Here is a 17,875-nt window from a genome sequence, read left to right as displayed (position 1 = left end):
AAGCTAAGTAGCATTTTCATCAAAATAATCCGCTTAACACGTCGTTCTGCCGATAATAATTTTCCATCTATCAGTATCTTGTATTACCTACTACCTTTGATTGCAAATCAATCAGAAGAACAATGGAAAAGAAATTGCACCGCATCCCAGAGCACGCTGTTTTTGGCGGAGTAGCTTCCGGAATTGCCCAATATTTGCAGATCGACGTAGTGATTGTAAGGGTTCTTTTTGTCGTGATGCTGTTACTGCCGATCCCGCCCAGCTTTGGGTGGACAGGATTGATCTACATCATTCTCTGGGCAGTACTGCCGGTTGGTCCCGCGGGACATGTTTACACATCCCATACTACTTTCAACGGCGAGCCTGCCACGGCTTCGGATCCGGTCTGGGATAAAAAGCGTTCTGACCAGACTGTGATGATACTGGGTGGTGTGCTGGTATTTTTTGGAATTGTTATGCTGGTCGACGATTTCCCGATCTGGTACCGGTTTAAGGAATACTTCTGGCCCATTGTACTGATTGCCATCGGGGCTTTTCTCATCCTGCGGCAGAAGGACAGGGATACGGAAAGCAAGATATATCCGACCACGCCCCCGCCTATAGATCCGGTGACGCCGACGCCCGATCCCCAGCCCTACCGGCCATTTACGCCTCCTGTGGCACCTGGCTCGCATTTTCCCGAAGATCCCGAGCTTGACAAACCCGGCGAGGATGATCCGATTATCAAAGTCAACTAGTTTTGTTTAACCTTAAAATGAATATAGCCATGAACTTTCGTCATATTTTCTGGGGTGTTATCCTGATTATCACAGGCTCCCTCTTTCTGGTAGAAGAACTTACCAGCATTGATTTCGGCCGCTTTTTCTGGCCGGTAATCCTGATTACCACAGGCGGACTGCTGCTGCTGCGCAACTTTCTGACTGATTCTCCCAACAGAACAAACATTTAAGCCATGAAAAACTCACGCGGAATTGTCTGGGGAGGTGTGCTGGTTATACTGGGTATGCTGTGGCTGCTCCGGAATCTGGATCTTTTGCATATACAATGGGACGAAGTACTCCCTTACTGGCCTGTCCTGCTGATCGGCGCGGGCGTGCTGCTGCTGGCTGGCGGCCGTGAGCGCGGTGCTACCGGGGGTGTTGCGGGACTGCTGATTATCCTTGCGGTATTCGGCGGGATCGTAAACCGTACCCAGCGTGCATTCAACAACGATCACGACAAATGGAGCTTCAACTGGGATGATGACGACGATGACAATGAAAATCACGCCTGGAATGACGGACATAACGATGATGACGATGAGGATAGTGGGGATGAAAACAAAGACGAGGGCTACCAGCAGGAGCGGCGCGATGGCAACAAGCCTATCAATGGATCCTACAAGTATGAAATGGAGGATTTTATCCGGAAGGCCAGCTTTCACCTCGAAGGAGGCGCAGGATCATTTACGCTTGCGGGAAATACATCCAAGCTCTTCGAAGCCAATACCAAAAGCAGCTTCGTAGGATTTTTGTCCAATACTTCCATCAACAAGCTCGATAATTCTGCCATCGTCAACCTTAAAATGGAGGAAGGCAATGTGAAGATCAAGAAAGGTGAGATTTCAAATCAGGCGAAGATACAGCTCAACGAGCGTCCGGTATGGAATATCGATCTGGGCATCGGAGCCGGAAAAGGTGATTTTGATTTCAGCAAATACAAAGTTGAGAAACTGAAAGTGAGCACGGGCGTAGCCGATATGGACATCCGGCTGGGCGACAGAATTGACAATGCTGATGTAGAGATTGAAGCGGGTGTAGCTTCCATTACATTGGAGGTGCCGCAGTCAGTAGGCTGTGAGCTGCATCTCGACGGTGCGCTGAATGCCAAACAAATGGACGATCTCGACCGCATCAATTCAGGACTGTACCGCTCATCCAACTTCGCATCCGCTGCCAAAAAAGTTGTCATCCACTTTGAAGGCGGACTCACCAGCATTCACATCAAAAGGTACTAGTACCCGACTTTTAGAACAGAATTTCTTCAAATGGATATCTTTGCCGCTGCGCAACGTTATCCATTTTTTTATGTCTACCCACAGCCTTACGCTTCTTTTCTCCTTTACAGTTCTTTTTTGTTTCGGTCAAAAAAAACAAAATGCTGTCCCGGCTGTCGAGCAGCGCATGCTGGACCGTGGCCTGGTGAATATCCAAAGCATTGATCCGGACATTTCAGTCGAGCTTAAATATGCAACCAGTGATAACTTCATGGGAAGAAATGTATACGGTGAACTGAAAAGGGCTTATCTGCAACCGGAAATGGCTAAAAGGCTGGCCAGGGCCAGTGCTCAGCTACGCCGGCTGCACCCCGGATACAAACTGCTGGTGTACGATGCAGCCCGGCCCAATGCTGCGCAGTATGACCTCTGGAATGCGCTGGACGCACTCAAAATACCGGCGGGTAGCAAAACCATGTACGTGGCCGATCCCAAAATCGGCTCCAACCACAACTTCGGCTGTGCCATTGACCTTACCATTACAGACGAAAAAGGCAGGCCGCTGGACATGGGAACCAGGTTCGACTTTTTTGGTCCGCTCGCATATCCCCGCAAAGAGCAGGAAATGCTGCGCACCGGAAAGCTGTCCCGCCAGCAGGTTGCGAGCAGGGAGCTCCTTCGTAAAGTGATGGTGGAGGCCGGATTTCGTGCTAATACTACGGAATGGTGGCACTTTGACGGGATGTCCAAGAGCCAGGCGAAAGCCAGGTACGGCATGATCCCGTGAGCCCGATAAATTTCTTTCCGGGCATAGGGGTATAAGGCAGGTGAATTGTCACAGGAGAAAACAGTTAGCTCCGTGGCAGCAACCGCATACGCATATCCGGAAGTCACAATCGATTCAGATTGTATATTTTTGACCAAAAATCAAAAAGCCAGACCGGTGTATACTTCCGATCCCGATATAGTCAGTGCCATCAGGCGCGGCGATGAACCCGCTTTTGAACAAACCTTCCGCAAGTTCTATCCCAGACTTTGCCACTATGCCTGTACGCTGCTTAAAGATGAAGATGAGTCGGAAGAAGTAGTGCAGCATGTTTTTCTGACCATTTGGGAGAAACGGGAAGACCTGGAAATTACGCTTTCGCTGAAATCCTACCTCTACCGGGCTGTTCATAATCATTGCCTCAACCGCTTCAAACATCACGCGGTACGCGAGGCACACCGCGAGCATACACTCCACTTTGTCCCGCAATCCTACGAGTCTGTTACAGAAGCAATTCATGCCAGTGAGCTCGAAGAACGCATTGAGAGAGCAGTGGGCAACCTGCCCGAGCAATGCCGTAAAGTATTCCGGCTCAGCCGGTTTGAAGAACTTAAATACCAGGAAATTGCAGCCAGGCTCGAAATTTCTGTTAAAACGGTCGAAAACCAGATTGGCAAGGCATTGAAGCTGCTGCGTACCGAGCTGGCCGATTACCTTCCCTCACTGCTTGTTTTTATGTATTTTGTAGTAGAACAGTTAACCGGATTGAAGCCATGAACGCATCTCATGAACACCTTTCGGAGGACCTGTTAGCGCGCTACTTTGCCCAGACTGCCTCCGGCGAAGAAATTAACTCCGTTGAAAGATGGCGCGATCTTTCGCCTGCCAATGCACGCGAGCTCGATCATTACCGCCAACTTTGGGAAACTACCGCCAGCCTGGCCACCAACCGGTTTCGGGTTGATACCGACCTTGCCTGGGCAAAGGTAAAGGGCAAAATGGGCGCAGTATCCGACACCCGCATGGAACCTGCGCAGGCTGATACCCGCAAACAAACACGCGCTTTCGCGTGGACCAGCTATGCAGCTGCGGCTGTCATCAGCCTGGCAGTACTTGCTTTTGCATGGTTTACATTCGAACAAAAAGGTGAACCTGAAAAACTATCCTTTGCTACCACCAGCAACACCGTGGAGCGGACACTACCCGATGGTACCCGCGTGTTCCTGAACTACAACTCTTCCATCACCTACCCGGAACACTTTGAAGGGGATATCAGGGCAGTATCCCTCGAAGGTGAGGCTTTCTTTGAGGTAAAACCCGACCATGAACATCCATTTGTGATCAGTGCGGGCGGTACCGAGGTAAAAGTGCTGGGTACTTCATTCAACGTGAAAGCATACCGTGAAAAACCGGTGCGGGTGGATGTGAGCACAGGCAAGGTAAGGGTCAGTAAAGACCACAGGATGATGGACCTGGTAAAAGGACAGGGCGCCGAAGTAACCGCCGGAACAATCCGGAGCCTCAATGCGGATGCCAATATACTGGGCTACCGTACGCAGGTATTCGAATTTGAATCCACGAGCCTGGCCGATGCCATTGCCATCCTCAAAGAGGGATACCATACCGACATACAGCTTGCCAATGCATCAACCGCCCAATGCAGGCTTACCATCCGTTTTGAAAAAGAAACGCTGGATGCAACCCTGTCGGTGATTGCAGAAACGCTTGGCCTGCAAGTCAGGAAAGAAGGCAGTACCTACTGGCTCGACGGGAGCGGATGCCAGTAGGTGCCAGTCAAAATCCGATCCGCTTTCTGGTTTGATACGGACTGCCTTCGGCATAAGCCCTGAGTTCCTGCAGCTCTTTTTCAAAACCACCGGAAAGAATTGGAAAACGGCACCACGTACGCGGATCCAGGTTCAGATCGTCCAGGTGGAAAGAGGGTGCATAACGCTCTCTTTTCCATTGATTGCGGCTCCATAGTTTAAAAAACCGCTCAACCCAGCCCACAATCTGCTCCTGCGTGTAAATGCCTTTGTATCGCACCACCAGGTTGCGGTAGCACTCAAGCGGCGATTTTTTATCCCTGATTGCGAGCTTTTCGGTATCATTCAGGAACTCGTAAGGCATCAGGTCCGTCTCGTCCGTCTGCGTCTGAGCAAGCGGTCTTAGCTCGGCGGTAGGTTGCAGGCTGTTTACCTTTTTAAGTCCTTCAATGCGGATATGCTTGCCCTTCACCTCGCAGCCTACGGTTTCGAGCCAGCGCAGCCACGACCGCAGGTAATGCTTGTCGATGCCTGCCAGCGGACTAATGCTTCCAGCCGTATCGCCGTCCATGGTCGCGTACCCTACTGCCGCTTCGGAGCGGTTGGATGTGGCCAGCAGCAGGTGGTTGGCAATGTTGGTCAGCAGCCACACCCCCGGCGCACGCACCCTCGCCTGTATGTTCTGCAACGAAATATCATCCGTATCCCAGGAAAGTTTACGGTCAATCTGTGCCTCGATCAGTCCCCGGTAAGTCTCTACCAAACCATTTATATTGATATTATAAAATGTAGAACCAATCGATTCAGCCAGCGTCTGGGCCGATTCGAGCGTATCCGTTGAACTGTTTTCGGTACCCTGGTAAATGTTATGAATCAAATGTCTGGCTAGTTCCAGCTCGTCCTGCACGGACTGTATATGCTGAATGTAGCCCAGCTTTTCCTTCACCCTGTCGAGTCCGATACTTTCGTCGGCCAGGCGGATCATCAGTCCGCACAATGCCGTACAGGCACAGCTGTCTGCGCCTCCCGAGAGTGAAATCGTGAAACCATTGGAGCGGCTTTTTCTCAGGTAATCAAATAATGCAAGGCACACCGCCCTCGCGAATTCTTCCTCTTTCAGTGCACCTCCTTTTTCAAATGGCTCAATGTCGGGTACCTGCGGCAGTACAGGTTCGATCTCAGGAAAATCAAAACGCCCTGCGACCCGCCAGGTCTTCTCTTTGGGAGGAATGGTAATTTTGCTTTGTACCTGCGAAAGCCGGGTATATTCCGTATCAATCACCGCCGTGGTTACCAGAAAGTCCTCATAACTGAACCTCGGGCTTGATACCAGTAGGTCACCATTGGAAGCAATCATGGCATCACCATCGTAAATAGCCCGGCCGGCTTCGTTGCCCAGCAGGTTGGTGTAAATGTAGCTGCATGCGAAAGTGCGGGAAGCATCCACTACCAGCTTTTCCCGCGTCATAAACTTGTTGAATGCAAAGTGGCTTGCACTTGGGTTCAGGATTATATCCACGCCCCGCTCAAAGTGCCGGCGGCCCGGCCGGTTGGATACCCAGGCATCCTCACAGATTTCAAAGGCCACTTTCACGCCGTTTGAGCCACCGAGGATAGGTCCGGTCACGAGGTCAAAAATCACGTCGCCGACCGGATAGATCATTTCATTCACCTCGATACTTTCCACGACTCCGGGCTGCCACGGCCTGAACCACCGCGCTTCATAGTGAATTCCGTTGTTGGCCAGATTTTGCTTGCAGTAAAAACCGAGTATCTGCTTGTTCGCGATGAGGCATGCGGCATTATAAATGCTGTTGTTATGCCGCAGCGGCAAGCCTACCGCCACCACCATACCCGCCGTTTCCTGCACGATCGTGATCAATGCATCCAGTGCTTTCGATGCCAGATCGGGAGCAAAAAAATAATCTTCACAACCATAACCCGAAATGCAGAGCTCGGGAAGGCAAAGCAGGCTTACCTGTTGCCGGCGGGCTTCTTCTATGGCATGAATGATGTTCCTTGTATTAGACTCCCACGCCATGGGTGTCTGGTTCACTACTCCGGAGGCTGCTTTGATTAACGGCATAAATGGTTTGGAAAATGGTAATTGCAGAGTGAGTGAGCACAAAAAATATAGTGCCAACTTTATAAAAAACGCACCGCTCGCTGGCGAAAGATTTTCCTATTTTTGCCAACATAACAAATTTTGAACTGATTTCGCTTGCAATTTCCCTCTTTCATCGCCAAACGCATCCGCAATAACGAGGCAGGCTCTTTTTCGGCCACCGTGTCGGGTATAGGCGTAGCCAGCATTGCAATCGGAATTACGGTCGGGATCATCTCCTTTGCCGTACTGCTCGGGTTTAAGCAAACCATCCGCGAAAAGATCTTCCTGTTCAGCGCGCATATCAATGTAGCCTCATTTGCTACCGGCAATACCTACGAAGAAGGTCCCCTGCCGCCCGGCAACCCGGTGGTGCAGGCACTGCCGCGCATTCCCGGCATCCGCCGCTGGCAGGTTGTGGCGCATAAATCGGGGATCCTGAAAACCCCGGAAGAGATCAAAGGTGTGGTACTGAAAGGTGTGGGAAAAGATTACGACTGGCCCACATTTGCCAAAACCATGGTCGACGGAAAGATGCTGACCTGGAAGGATTCGTCTTTCCTGCGGTATGGATATTCGTCTGAAATCATCATCAGTGAAAAAATTGCGGCCCAGCTGCGCCTGAAAACGGGCGACGATGTGATCATGTACTCCCTGCAAAATCCGCCGAGGCCGCGCAAGCTGACGATTGCGGGTATTTATAATTCGCAAATGGAGGAATTCGACAATCACCTGATCATTGGTGATATCGGTCTGGTGCAAAGGCTGAATGGATGGGGCAAGGATTCGATCGGTACGTACGAAATTTACCTTACTGATTTTGACCAGCTTGACAATGTGGCAGCCCGGCTCCGGCGCGCGCTGCCCACCGGGGCATATCTGCAGAAAGTAACCAGCCTTTTTCCGCAGATATTCGACTGGCTGCTGCTGCTTGACCGCAATACGGCCATTTTCCTGACATTGATCCTGTTTGTTGCCTGCTTCAACATGATTTCCATCCTGCTGGTGATGATCATGGAACGTACCCCGCTGATTGGTCTTCTCAAAACACTGGGCAGTCCGAACGGACAGATCCGCCTCGTTTTTCTAAGGGTAGGATTGTATATGGTGCGTAAAGGGATGATCATCGGCAACCTTGCAGGGCTCTCCCTGTGCTGGCTGCAATACCATTTCAGCCTGGTACCGCTCGATCCTGTCAACTATTATATGAGCACGGTACCCATTGTGTTCGACTGGCCGATCTTCATCATGGTAAATGTAATCACAGTCCTCATTTCGGGCTGTATCCTGCTGATTCCGACTTTCATTATCACCAGGATACAACCGGTAAAAGCATTGCTTTTCAAAAAATAATCTGTTGCTGCGTTTTTACCACCTTACTTTCCCGAGCCTTTCAGCTGCTTTCAGCAGGGTTTCATCGTGTTTTGCAAAACAGAAACGCAATGTCCGGTAGTGAGTCGGCTGTTTGTAAAAGGCTGATACCGGAATGGAGGCCACACCCGACTCGCTGGTAAGCCGCTGAGCCAGTACTACATCATCCTCATCCGACAAGTTTTCATAGCATACATTCTGAAAAAAGCTTCCTTCCGAAGGCTTCATTACGAAGCCGATGAGCTCGATCGCATTGTAAAAAAGATCCCGCTTACGCTCGTAAAAAGCCGATAGTGCCTGGTAGTGCGCGGGTTCTTTCAGGTACTCGGCCAATGCAAACTGCACCGGCGTGAACACGCTGAACACGATAAACTGGTGTATTTTCCTGAACTCCGCGGTAAGCTCCGCAGGTGCCAGGCAGTAGCCCTGCTTCCAGCCTGTGATATGAAACGTTTTGCCAAAGGACCCGCAAACAAAAGTTCGCTCCGCCAGGGAGGCGATAGCCGACGCACTTACGTGCCTGCGGCCGTCAAAAATGATATGCTCATACACCTCGTCGCTGATCACCAGCAGATTATGCTTTTCAGCCAGTGTACCAAGTTGTTCAAGATCGGCGCGATCCCATACTTTTCCCGTTGGATTATGGGGTGTATTGATCATAATTGCTTTTGTTCGGCTGGTGATGGCTGCTTCTACCTGCTGCCAGTCAACGTACTCGTATTGAGGCGGTAATGTAATGTACACCGGCACGCCTCCATTGGTGACAATCGCCGGAGCGTAGCTGTCATATGCCGGCTCAAACAGGATCACCTCGTCACCCGGACGGACAATCGTGCTCACCGCAGCATAAAGCGCCTCCGTAGCGCCGCTGGTGATGGTAATCTCAGTTTCGGGATGATAGTCGCGGTTTCCTGCTGCCAGGTTTTTCTCTGCGATGGCTTCACGCAAAACCATCACGCCCGCCATCGGCGCATACTGGTTTCTGCCCATCCGCATGTATTTTTCTAGCAGGCCCTGCAGCTCCGGGGTACAGTCAAATTCCGGAAAGCCCTGCGCCAGGTTAATGGCTCCATGCTCCTCAGCCAGCCTCGACATGCTTGTAAAAATGGTGGTACCTACATCCGGAAGTTTGGAGCGTATTCCTGTTAAAACGGCCATTGGGATAAAAGTATGGAATGATCAATGCGGTGGCTGCGCCTAAATATAGCAAATACCCGCTGAGCTGCGGCCAAAGAGCCACCACATGCCCCTTGCCGGATTTTTTATGCTTTGCAGGTAAAATCAAAAATAAACTGCTTATATCCTCAATGCCTGCTATTTAGTCTTTTTTTGATATGAAAACCAAAATGAGGATTCTCCCGCTTGTCCTGCTTTGCATAATTTCCTTCTGCTGTTCCGCCCAGTCCATTCAATGGCAGGAAATTGCGCCGGGCGTCTGGAAAGGCATTGCCGGAACACCTGACACTTACAACCTGCTGCAGGCCGCAGGTACTACGGCATCACCAGCCCTGCAGAAGCTGCCCAAGGAAGATTTTCCGCTCGATGCCGCGGAGATTTCTTTTCAGCTGAATAACGGAAAAACCTACCTCCGCTTCCCGCTTGTGGAGGAAGAACAGCTCTTTGGCTTCGGACTCAACTTTCAGACCGTACACCAGCGCGGGCGCATCATGCAGCTGCACATGGACCATTACGGCACGTCTGATAACGGGCGCACACATGCACCGGTACCGTTTTATATCTCGTCCAGGGGCTACGGAGTGTTTGTGAATGTGGCTAAGTACATCGATGTGTACGCCGGCTCGCATGTGCGGAGAGACAGCAAAAATCCACCTCCGGTACAGGACCGCAATACCGATGATATCTGGAACGCTCACCCCTACTCCGATGCCGTCGAAATGCTCATCCCTGCTCAGGGTGCCGAAATTTATTTGTTTGCCGGACCAAAGCCCATGCAGGCTGTGCAGCGCTTCAACCTGCTGAGCGGAGGCGGCTGCCTTCCTCCGCGATGGGGACTCGGCTTTACGCAGCGCGTGCACCGGCTGTACAATGCCGGGCAGGTCAGGAACGAAGCCAGGCTGTTTGAAGAAAAAGGTTTTCCACTGGACTTTATCGGACTGGAACCCGGCTGGCAGAGCAAATCCTATCCCTGTACGTTTGAGTGGGACAAGACGCGGTTTCCTGATCCGGCGGGCTTTATCAAAAGTATGGACAGCACAAGGGTAAAAGTGAACTTATGGACTAATCCTTATCCTGCCCCCGACGCGCCCATTTACAAACAAATACTCCCGCTAACCGGCACGCATACCGTGTGGAACGGTGCCGTGCCCGACCTGAGCATACCGGAGGCTGCCAATATTCTTTTCGGGCAATTTGAAAAAGCACATGTAAAAATCGGCGTAAGCGGATACAAGATCGACGAAGTGGATGGGTACGATTCCTACCTGTGGCCTGATGTGGCCACCTTTCCGTCCGGGCACAGTTCCGAACAGATCCGCCAGACCTACGGCCTGCTGGTACAGCGGTACAGCTACGACATGTTCAGGAAAAACAATGCGCGTACCTACGGACTGGTCAGGGCGTCGAATGCGGGCGGGGCTTCCTTTCCGTACGTGATTTATAATGATAATTACAGCCACCAGGATTTCATCACCGCCCTGATCAACAGCGGGTATGCCGGTGTACTCTGGACACCCGAAGTAAGAGCATCCAAGACAGCCGAGGAATGGCTGCGGCGTTTTCAGACCGTCTGTTTTTCGCCCATGGCGATGATCAATGCATGGTCGAGCAGCATGCAGCCATGGACTTTCCCGGAAGTAGCGCCTCAGATCAAGGCTGTGGCCGAGCTGCGTATGCAGATGATGCCTTACTGGTACTCTGAGTTTGCGAGGTATCACTACCAGGGTATCCCGCCTTTCCGCGGCATGAGCCTGGAAGATGGGTTTTCACAAGGAATCAAAAAAGAGAAAGTACAGGCAAGTCTGCAGGAAAACCCGTACGAAGAAGCCGTCACCCAGGAAGTGAAAGACCAGTACATGGCAGGCGAGTACCTGCTGGTAGCACCTTTATTTACCGGACAAACAAGCCGGAAAGTGATTTTACCCAAGGGAAAATGGTATGACTTTTACACCGGCAAGCTGGCGGGAGATGGCGAGGTGATCACCATTACGCCCGGTATGGACAGGATTCCGGTATTTGTAAAAGACGGGGGCATGATCCCGATGATGCCCGTCAGGCTGCATGCACCTGCCAAAGGTGAAAAGGTGGATCTTGAAATCAGGCATTACGGGGACAAAAACGGCAGCTACCAGCTGTACGACGATGACGGTGAAACCTTCGACTATGAAAAAGGTGCATATTCCTGGCGAAAGCTTACCATGGAAAAGCAAGCTGGCGGTGAATGGAAGGGTGCTATCACAAAGCCCGAAAAGAATAAGATCAACACCGTCGGGTCGGTAACATGGCGGCACATGGCTCCTTAAACTTGCTATGCCCCTGCGGATGATTCGCGGACGTTCAGGGACGTTTTGAATGCCATTGTTTCAAAATTATTTTGTGCCTGAGGATGCTCAATGAGGCGGATCAGCAGATTCATCGCCTGCTGTCCCATTTCCATAGCAGGTTGTACGACTGTGGTCAGGGGTGGGTTAAAGAGATCGGCTACGCCGGAATTTGTAAAACCGACCAGCGCTACCTGCTCCGGCACTTTCACTTTCTCGTTTTGCAATACGGCAAGGCAGCCTGTCGAAAGCCGGTCAGAAGCTGAAAAGATCGCGTCAGGCGGTTCCGGCAATTGCATCAATGCGCGTATGCCGTCCCTGTTTTCACCCTCGTCCTTTCCGCCGTGCGCAAAGTAGCGTACATATTTTTCGTCAAAAGCAATCCCGTGATCTTCCAGCGCCTTGCGGTAACCTGCAAGCCGCTCGGTGGTAATGGAAAGGTAAATGGGGCTGGTAAGGTGCGCAATGCGCCGGCGACCTGCACGGATCAAATGCTGTGTGGCACCATAGCTCCCCTCAAAATTATCGGCTACCACTTTGTGGGTCGCGATTTCATTGGGTACCCGGTCCATAAATACAATCGGCAGCCCCTTGGTCATCAGCTCCTGGAAATGCAGCAGATTGGTCGTCAGGCTTGAAAGAGAAATCAGCAGGCCGTCCACCTTGCGGGAAACCAGGAAGTTGGTATGCGCTACCTCCCGTTCATACGATTCGTGACTTTGAAAAATGACTACATAATAACCCAGGTCATATGCTACGGACTCGATACCATTGATCAGCTGCGAAAAAAAGTTGTTGGCAATCTCGGGTATGATCACCCCGATGGATTTGCTTCTGCTTTCGCGGAGGCTCAATGCAATGGGATTGGGCCGGTACTGCATCTTTTGAGCATACTCCGTAACCAGCCTTTTCGTTTCCGGATTAATCTCGTAGCTGTTGCGCAATGCGCGCGATACCGTCGAGGTCGACAGGTGGAGTGCCTTGGCAATATCCTTGATCGTGATCGTTTCCAATGTCAGATGCGTTTTGGAAGCTGTACTTGTTTCCGCCGGCCGGAGATCCTAATGTGCAGGCCGCTCGGGTACGGGTGCTGAGGCGTGGTACTCGCGGCGGATAATGTCTGCATACTGATCCAGCAGCTCCAGCACCCGCTCGCGCGAAGCAGAACGTACCACCAGCCCCACGTGGTGCGGCTCGTGCATGGTCCATACAATTTCAGGATCATTAAAAACAGACAGGTCAGGCCACTCCTGCCGGGTAAGCGATATAATAATGCCCGCATAATCTTTCCTGACAGGCGGCAGCTTGTAGTTTTCACCCCGTACCTCGGCACTTTCCATTCGTGCCCATTCTTTCCAGAGGTTTATTCCAGAGGACGCCTCAACCATTTCCGAAAGATTGGCGCCGCCTACGCGGGAAGATGTTTCAAGAAAATAATATTTACCATCATCATGGCAGCGGATCACCTCGGTATGGGACGCACTGTGTTTTAATCCAAAGGCTTTCAGCAGGTCCACGGCCAGCGTTTCGAGCGCATGTTCTTCCGCAGAATCAAAGGGTACCGTGACTGACCGGAAAATTCCGCCTTCATGGGCTACATCAAAAGGCGGGGCCAGGTATTTGCTGTTCCAAAGGAAAATCACCCTTCCGTTATACGAAATGGAATCGACATGGTACACGTCACCCGGCTTGTACTGCTCTACCAGGTAGGCATGGCGCCGGTCGCCCAGTTCATGGATTGTTTGCCATAGCTCTTCCGCCGAATGCATTTTTCTGATGCCCGTAGCCGAAGCTTCTGAACGTGGCTTGATCATCCACGGGCCAGGATATTTTTCTATAAAACGATTGATATCGTCGTCATTGAAGAGGGACGAAAAACCAGGCACCAGTATCCCCGACTCGGCCGCCTTGGTACGCATAGCGAGCTTGTCGCGAAAGTAGCGGGCTGTTGTTTGTCCCATACCGGGTATCCTGAAATACTCCCTGATATGCGCTGCCTTCTCGACATCAAAATCATCCATGGCCACCACCCGGTGAATGGGCCGGGTGCGCATCACATACGCCAGTCCATTGATGATGTCCTGCATGTTATACGCTTTGTCGGGTCCTTCTTCAATGTAAAAAAACTCATCTACTGCTTCGCGCGTCCATGGCTTGCTTTCCAGCTTCTTGGCTGTGAGCAGGTATACGGTGTTCCCGGCCTCCTTGCAGGCTTTCAGGAAATCGTTTCCTTTGAAATAAGTTGAAATGCAGAGGAACGTAAGCGTTTGCGACATAAGCCGGTTTTTTAGTGAAAAATAACGCAGCCGGGCGGGAGAGGCGCGCTTTCTCAAATCTAGCAAAAAGAACCAATCCTCAAAGGAAGTACCTTTTAATTTTGACCTTAAAACAACCTTTTCACTTATACATTGCCTGCAAGTGCCGCCAGATAGGCATGCAGCAGGCGTATCCCGTAGGCTGTACCCGCACGTCCCGGTGCAAAGGCCGTATCACCAAATGCGGTACCGGCAATATCCAAATGCGCCCATTGCGGATGCGCGTCGGTAAACACTTCCAGGAATTTGGCGGCTACTATGGCGCCGGCCATCGGCTTGCCGTGGTAATTTTTCAGATCTGCAATGTCGGAGGCAATCTCCTCTTTGTACTCGTCCCAAACGGGCAGGCGCCACAGCCGCTCACCCGTATGGTCCCCGGCGGATGTAAGCTCCCGGGCGAGGGTGTCACTGGGTGTAAACAGCCCCGCAGCCTCATAGCCGAGCGTCTGGATCACACTGCCGGTGAGCGTCGCAAGATCAATCAGCACGTCGGGCTGGTAGTTACGGACTGCATAGCTGAGGCCGTCGGCGAGAATGAGGCGGCCCTCCGCATCGGTGTCAATCACCTCAATCGTTTTGCCGGCGTATGAACCAATGACATCGCCCGGCTTGATGGAACGGGCATCCACGGCATTTTCGGTAGCGGGCACGACGGCAATAATGCGCACCGGCATCTGCAGGCGGGCTGCCAGCTCAATGGTACCCAGTACTGCCCCGGCACCGCCCATGTCACTTTTCATCAGGTGCATATTAGCCGAGGGCTTGATCGAAATGCCGCCGGTATCGAAGGTGACACCTTTCCCGACCAGTGCTACCGTTCTGGTATAATGCGGCGGCTGGTAATCTGCCACGATCATCAGCGGCGGAACTTCACTTCCCCTGCCTACGGCCAGCAGGGCGTGCATTCCCTGGTTTTCCAATGCCTGCTGGTCAAAGATCTGCACATCATACCCGTACGTGCTGCCCGATTGTTCGGCCCAGGCTGCCAGCGTTCCGGGATTTTTGTAGTTGGACGGCGCATTCATCAGGTCCATGATACGCATCTGCACCTCCGCAACTGACTGTGCCTGCACAATCGCGCGATTTGTTTCGGGAGAGGCTTGTTCCGTCAAAACATACAGCACGCCCTCCCCGCCGAAAAACGGGCTGAATGCTTTGGGCTCTGTTTTATAAAGCTGAATGTTGTACCCGCCAAGCAGGATACCGTTTACTGCATTGGAAATCCATTCTGCGGAGTGTCCCCTGGCATCCAGTATAATTTCCTGTGCCCAGCGGTCTTTTCTTTTGAAAAACAATGACCGGAACACCTTTGTAACCGCCGGGAGCTTTGGTTCTTTGCCCAGACCCACCCACAGTTCTTTCGAAGCATACCACCATAGCTCATCCTTTTCTGCCCGGAACATTTCCTGGTTGGCAGGCTCAGCGCCCTGCTCGTAAGGTTTGATGATCAGCTTGTCGTCATCAGACTGCTGTATTTGCAGGATTTTCATAGTTATGTTTTGAATAAAAAAGAGCAAAAGCGAGTTGCTTCTGCTCTCCGTATAATGACTTCAATCCAGTCCGCCGCGCCGAGTTGCCTTTCTTTGTTCGGGCCAGGCAGTAGGCTCTCCTTTGGTGTTCAAAGGCAAAATGCTCTTTTCGCGGGACGTTTTCACAGGGTCTTCACTGGCCTGATAAGCCAGGATCGCCGCCAGGATTGCATTACTCCGCACGTCGTCAAACACGATTTTGTCATAGGTATCCCGGTTGGTATGCCAGGTGTAAGTACCATACGACCAATTGAGCGAGCTGAGTGAAAAGGCCGGTGCTCCTGCCGCCACAAACGAGGCGAAATCCGACCCGCCGCCGCCCGGCGCTCCCGGAAATCTGGTTTCGATCGGGGTCCTGATCTCCTCAGGTACTTTCGTCAGCCAGCGTCCGAGGTAATCATACGCATTCAGAAAACCCTGCCCGGAGAGATTTACCACGCGCCCGGTACCATTGTCCTGGTTGAAAAGCGCCTGGATGTTCTGCACGATTTCGGGATGGTCTTCCACAAAGGCCCGCGAACCATTCAGTCCCTGCTCCTCGCTGCCCCAGTGGCCTACCAGGATCGTCCGTTTAGGATTAGGGTAAACCTTTTTCAGAATGCGCATGGCCTCCATCATCACGAGGGTACCGGTACCATTGTCGGTAGCGCCGGTACCGCCGTCCCAGGAATCAAAGTGGGCTGAAAGGACGACATATTCATCAGGCTTCGTGCTTCCTTTAATTTCTCCGATGGTATTAAAGGTTGGCACAACACCCGACTCCTTTGACTCGGCCCTGGCGCTGATACGGGGTGTATGCCCCGATTCCGCCAGCCGGTACAGCAAGCCATAATCTTCCAGGGAAATATCAACAGTCGGTATTTTCCTGGTATAGGCCCCGAAAATCTTGTTTGCCCCAAACCCTTTTGACCAGTACGACATGACGACACCTGCTGCGCCTGCTTTTTCCAGTGCTGCGGGCAGGGTACGTCCATTGTAGCCGGTTTTTTTCAGGCGCTGCGCCCAGGCGTCGGTTTGGGCATCGCGCTCTTTTTTCATTTTTTCAAAAGACTCTTTCGTTCCAAATTCCTGCCAGTTGTAGTCAGGCCGGCCGGTAGGCTGCGGCATGCTGATCAGCACAAACTTGCCCTTGCAGGAAGGCAGCCACTGGCCGAAAGCGACGGAATCGGCCACATCGGGCAGAATCATCACGTCGGCTACGACGGGCTTGCTGCCAGTACCCGGATTCCAGGCCAGCTGCATACCTTCGAGCGATTTGACGCGCGGCGCAACCATATCGATGTGCGAGACGCCCCGCTCCCATCCTCTCCATTCACCCCATTTTTCATTGCGCGCGGCAATGCCCCAATCTTTGTATTTCCCAACCGCCCAGTCATGGGCCTGCTGCATCTGGGGAGTGCCTACCAGTCGCGGCCCGATTACGTCGAGCAGTTCGTGTGCGAGTTTTTCAAGCTGGGAATTGTCGGTTGCCTCTTTTACAATATTGTCTACCACAGGGTCCTTTACCTGGCCGAATGTCAGCTGCGTACCGAGCAAGAGCAGAAGAATGGCAATCCGGGAAAATTTTTTCATGTACTTTGACTTTAATTGAAGATTTAATCTGTTTTCCAAGATATAAAAAGCTCCCAAATGATCCGCAGCATTGTTGGGTTCATTTTTTTCGCCAATTACTTCGTCGGAGGTCTTGCCGTAGCCTTGTCGCTCGAAACTGCATTTCAGCTCGGCTTGCCTCTTAACCCATTCTGGTACTATCTGCTGGTGTTTGTGGCTACGGTTTTGTACTATACCCACGCTTACTGGGTCCCGGCCGGCAACCAGGTTACCGACAATCCGCGTACGGAATGGTACCGCACGCACCACAGCTTCGTCAGGTACAGCCGGGCAGTCCTTTGGGTTGCATTCCTGGTGCTTGCGGGTATCTTTTTATGTTATGATTTTGGTAAAATCGGCTCGCTGCCAATACGGTACTGGCTGGCACTTGGACTTGTTCCACTGGCTGCCTTGCTGTATTACGGCCTTTTACCTTCTGCGATAGGTCGCTATAACCTGCGTAATACAGGCTGGATGAAGGCATTTGTGATCGGGTTTGTGTGGGCAGGCTGCGTGAACCTGTTTCCGGTAGCGATGGTAAAGCTGCACGATGGAATTGAAATCCGGGAGCCGGCTTTCCTGATCTGGCTGTTTATCAAAAACTGGATGTTCTGTACAGTAAACGCAATCATGTTCGATATCAAGGACTATGAGGATGACTCCAACATTCAGCTGAAAACATTTGTGGTACAAATGGGGCTGAAAAACACCATTTTCTATGTACTGATCCCGCTGCTGCTGGTAGGGCTGGCTTCATTCCTGACCTTTGCGGCTTACCGGCAGATCGGACCGGTTACGGTGTTGTTCAACATGGTGCCCTTCATATGCCTGCTGGCGGTGGCTTTTGCATTGCAGCGGCCCCGGAATATTCTTTATTACCTGGTAGTGATTGATGGATTGCTGCTGATCAAGGCGATCTGCGGTATTGCAGGCAGCTTTTTTGCACACATACTGCAATGAAA

The 17,875-nt window shown here is 51.8% G+C and carries 15 protein-coding genes; 9 read left to right on the top strand and 6 right to left on the bottom strand.

Annotation, left to right across the window (positions count from 1 at the left end; translation table 11 throughout):
* Window positions 1-122: 122 nt before the first annotated feature.
* From HWI92_RS23520 to HWI92_RS23495, 6 genes are all read left to right on the top strand, one after another.
* Complete coding sequence (locus HWI92_RS23520; protein WP_204659861.1) at window positions 123-737, top strand: PspC domain-containing protein; 615 nt, start codon at window positions 123-125, stop codon at window positions 735-737.
* 29 nt (window positions 738-766) lie between these two features.
* A complete protein-coding gene (locus HWI92_RS23515; RefSeq protein WP_204659860.1) occupies window positions 767-949 on the top strand; it encodes a LiaI-LiaF-like domain-containing protein in 183 nt (60 codons plus the stop codon).
* A 3-nt stretch (window positions 950-952) separates the two neighbouring features.
* Window positions 953-1,996: a toast rack family protein gene (locus HWI92_RS23510; protein ID WP_204659859.1), complete on the top strand. Its 1,044-nt coding sequence runs from the start codon at window positions 953-955 to the stop codon at window positions 1,994-1,996.
* 70 nt (window positions 1,997-2,066) lie between these two features.
* Window positions 2,067-2,762 (top strand): M15 family metallopeptidase, encoded by a 696-nt coding sequence (locus HWI92_RS23505; protein ID WP_229248522.1) that lies wholly within the window; start codon window positions 2,067-2,069, stop codon window positions 2,760-2,762.
* A 129-nt stretch (window positions 2,763-2,891) separates the two neighbouring features.
* Window positions 2,892-3,518: an RNA polymerase sigma-70 factor gene (locus HWI92_RS23500; RefSeq protein WP_204659858.1), complete on the top strand. Its 627-nt coding sequence runs from the start codon at window positions 2,892-2,894 to the stop codon at window positions 3,516-3,518.
* A complete protein-coding gene (locus HWI92_RS23495) occupies window positions 3,515-4,528 on the top strand; it encodes a FecR family protein (protein WP_204659857.1) in 1,014 nt (337 codons plus the stop codon). Before HWI92_RS23500 ends, HWI92_RS23495 begins: the two co-directional genes overlap by 4 nt.
* A gap of 7 nt (window positions 4,529-4,535) precedes the next feature.
* Here the strand turns inward: HWI92_RS23495 and nadE are convergent, their stop codons facing one another.
* Entirely contained in the window at window positions 4,536-6,593 is a 2,058-nt protein-coding gene (gene nadE, locus HWI92_RS23490) for an NAD(+) synthase (RefSeq protein ID WP_204659856.1), read from the bottom strand.
* Window positions 6,594-6,728: 135 nt separating this feature from the next.
* Between nadE and HWI92_RS23485 the strand changes: the two genes are divergently transcribed.
* Window positions 6,729-7,964: an ABC transporter permease gene (locus HWI92_RS23485; protein ID WP_204659855.1), complete on the top strand. Its 1,236-nt coding sequence runs from the start codon at window positions 6,729-6,731 to the stop codon at window positions 7,962-7,964.
* A gap of 15 nt (window positions 7,965-7,979) precedes the next feature.
* Here the strand turns inward: HWI92_RS23485 and HWI92_RS23480 are convergent, their stop codons facing one another.
* The gene (locus tag HWI92_RS23480; protein WP_204659854.1) at window positions 7,980-9,140 is read right to left on the bottom strand and encodes a methionine aminotransferase; all 1,161 of its coding nucleotides are present in this window, start codon (window positions 9,138-9,140) and stop codon (window positions 7,980-7,982) included.
* Between the two features lie 176 nt (window positions 9,141-9,316).
* On the opposite strand from HWI92_RS23480, the gene HWI92_RS23475 reads away from it, so the two are divergent.
* A complete protein-coding gene (locus HWI92_RS23475; protein WP_204659853.1) occupies window positions 9,317-11,461 on the top strand; it encodes a glycoside hydrolase family 31 protein in 2,145 nt (714 codons plus the stop codon).
* A 5-nt stretch (window positions 11,462-11,466) separates the two neighbouring features.
* On the opposite strand, the gene HWI92_RS23470 is transcribed toward HWI92_RS23475, so the two are convergent.
* The 4 genes from HWI92_RS23470 to HWI92_RS23455 all read right to left on the bottom strand — a co-directional run bounded on the left by HWI92_RS23470 (window position 11,467) and on the right by HWI92_RS23455 (window position 16,895).
* Window positions 11,467-12,492, bottom strand: coding sequence for a LacI family DNA-binding transcriptional regulator (locus HWI92_RS23470; RefSeq protein WP_204659852.1), 1,026 nt, complete (start codon window positions 12,490-12,492; stop codon window positions 11,467-11,469).
* A 48-nt stretch (window positions 12,493-12,540) separates the two neighbouring features.
* Window positions 12,541-13,755: an ATP-grasp domain-containing protein gene (locus tag HWI92_RS23465; protein WP_204659851.1), complete on the bottom strand. Its 1,215-nt coding sequence runs from the start codon at window positions 13,753-13,755 to the stop codon at window positions 12,541-12,543.
* A 125-nt stretch (window positions 13,756-13,880) separates the two neighbouring features.
* Window positions 13,881-15,284, bottom strand: coding sequence for a leucyl aminopeptidase family protein (locus HWI92_RS23460; protein WP_204659850.1), 1,404 nt, complete (start codon window positions 15,282-15,284; stop codon window positions 13,881-13,883).
* Between the two features lie 60 nt (window positions 15,285-15,344).
* On the bottom strand, window positions 15,345-16,895 hold the full coding sequence (locus HWI92_RS23455; RefSeq protein ID WP_204659849.1) for a M20/M25/M40 family metallo-hydrolase: 1,551 nt from the start codon (window positions 16,893-16,895) through the stop codon (window positions 15,345-15,347).
* 57 nt (window positions 16,896-16,952) lie between these two features.
* On the opposite strand from HWI92_RS23455, the gene HWI92_RS23450 reads away from it, so the two are divergent.
* On the top strand, window positions 16,953-17,873 hold the full coding sequence (locus HWI92_RS23450) for a UbiA family prenyltransferase (protein ID WP_204659848.1): 921 nt from the start codon (window positions 16,953-16,955) through the stop codon (window positions 17,871-17,873).
* The last annotated feature ends 2 nt before the right edge of the window (window positions 17,874-17,875 follow it).

It is taken from the genome of Dyadobacter sandarakinus (assembly GCF_016894445.1).
GTDB classification, from domain to species: domain Bacteria; phylum Bacteroidota; class Bacteroidia; order Cytophagales; family Spirosomataceae; genus Dyadobacter; species Dyadobacter sandarakinus.
This window is presented reverse-complemented; position numbering and strand designations above follow the sequence as displayed.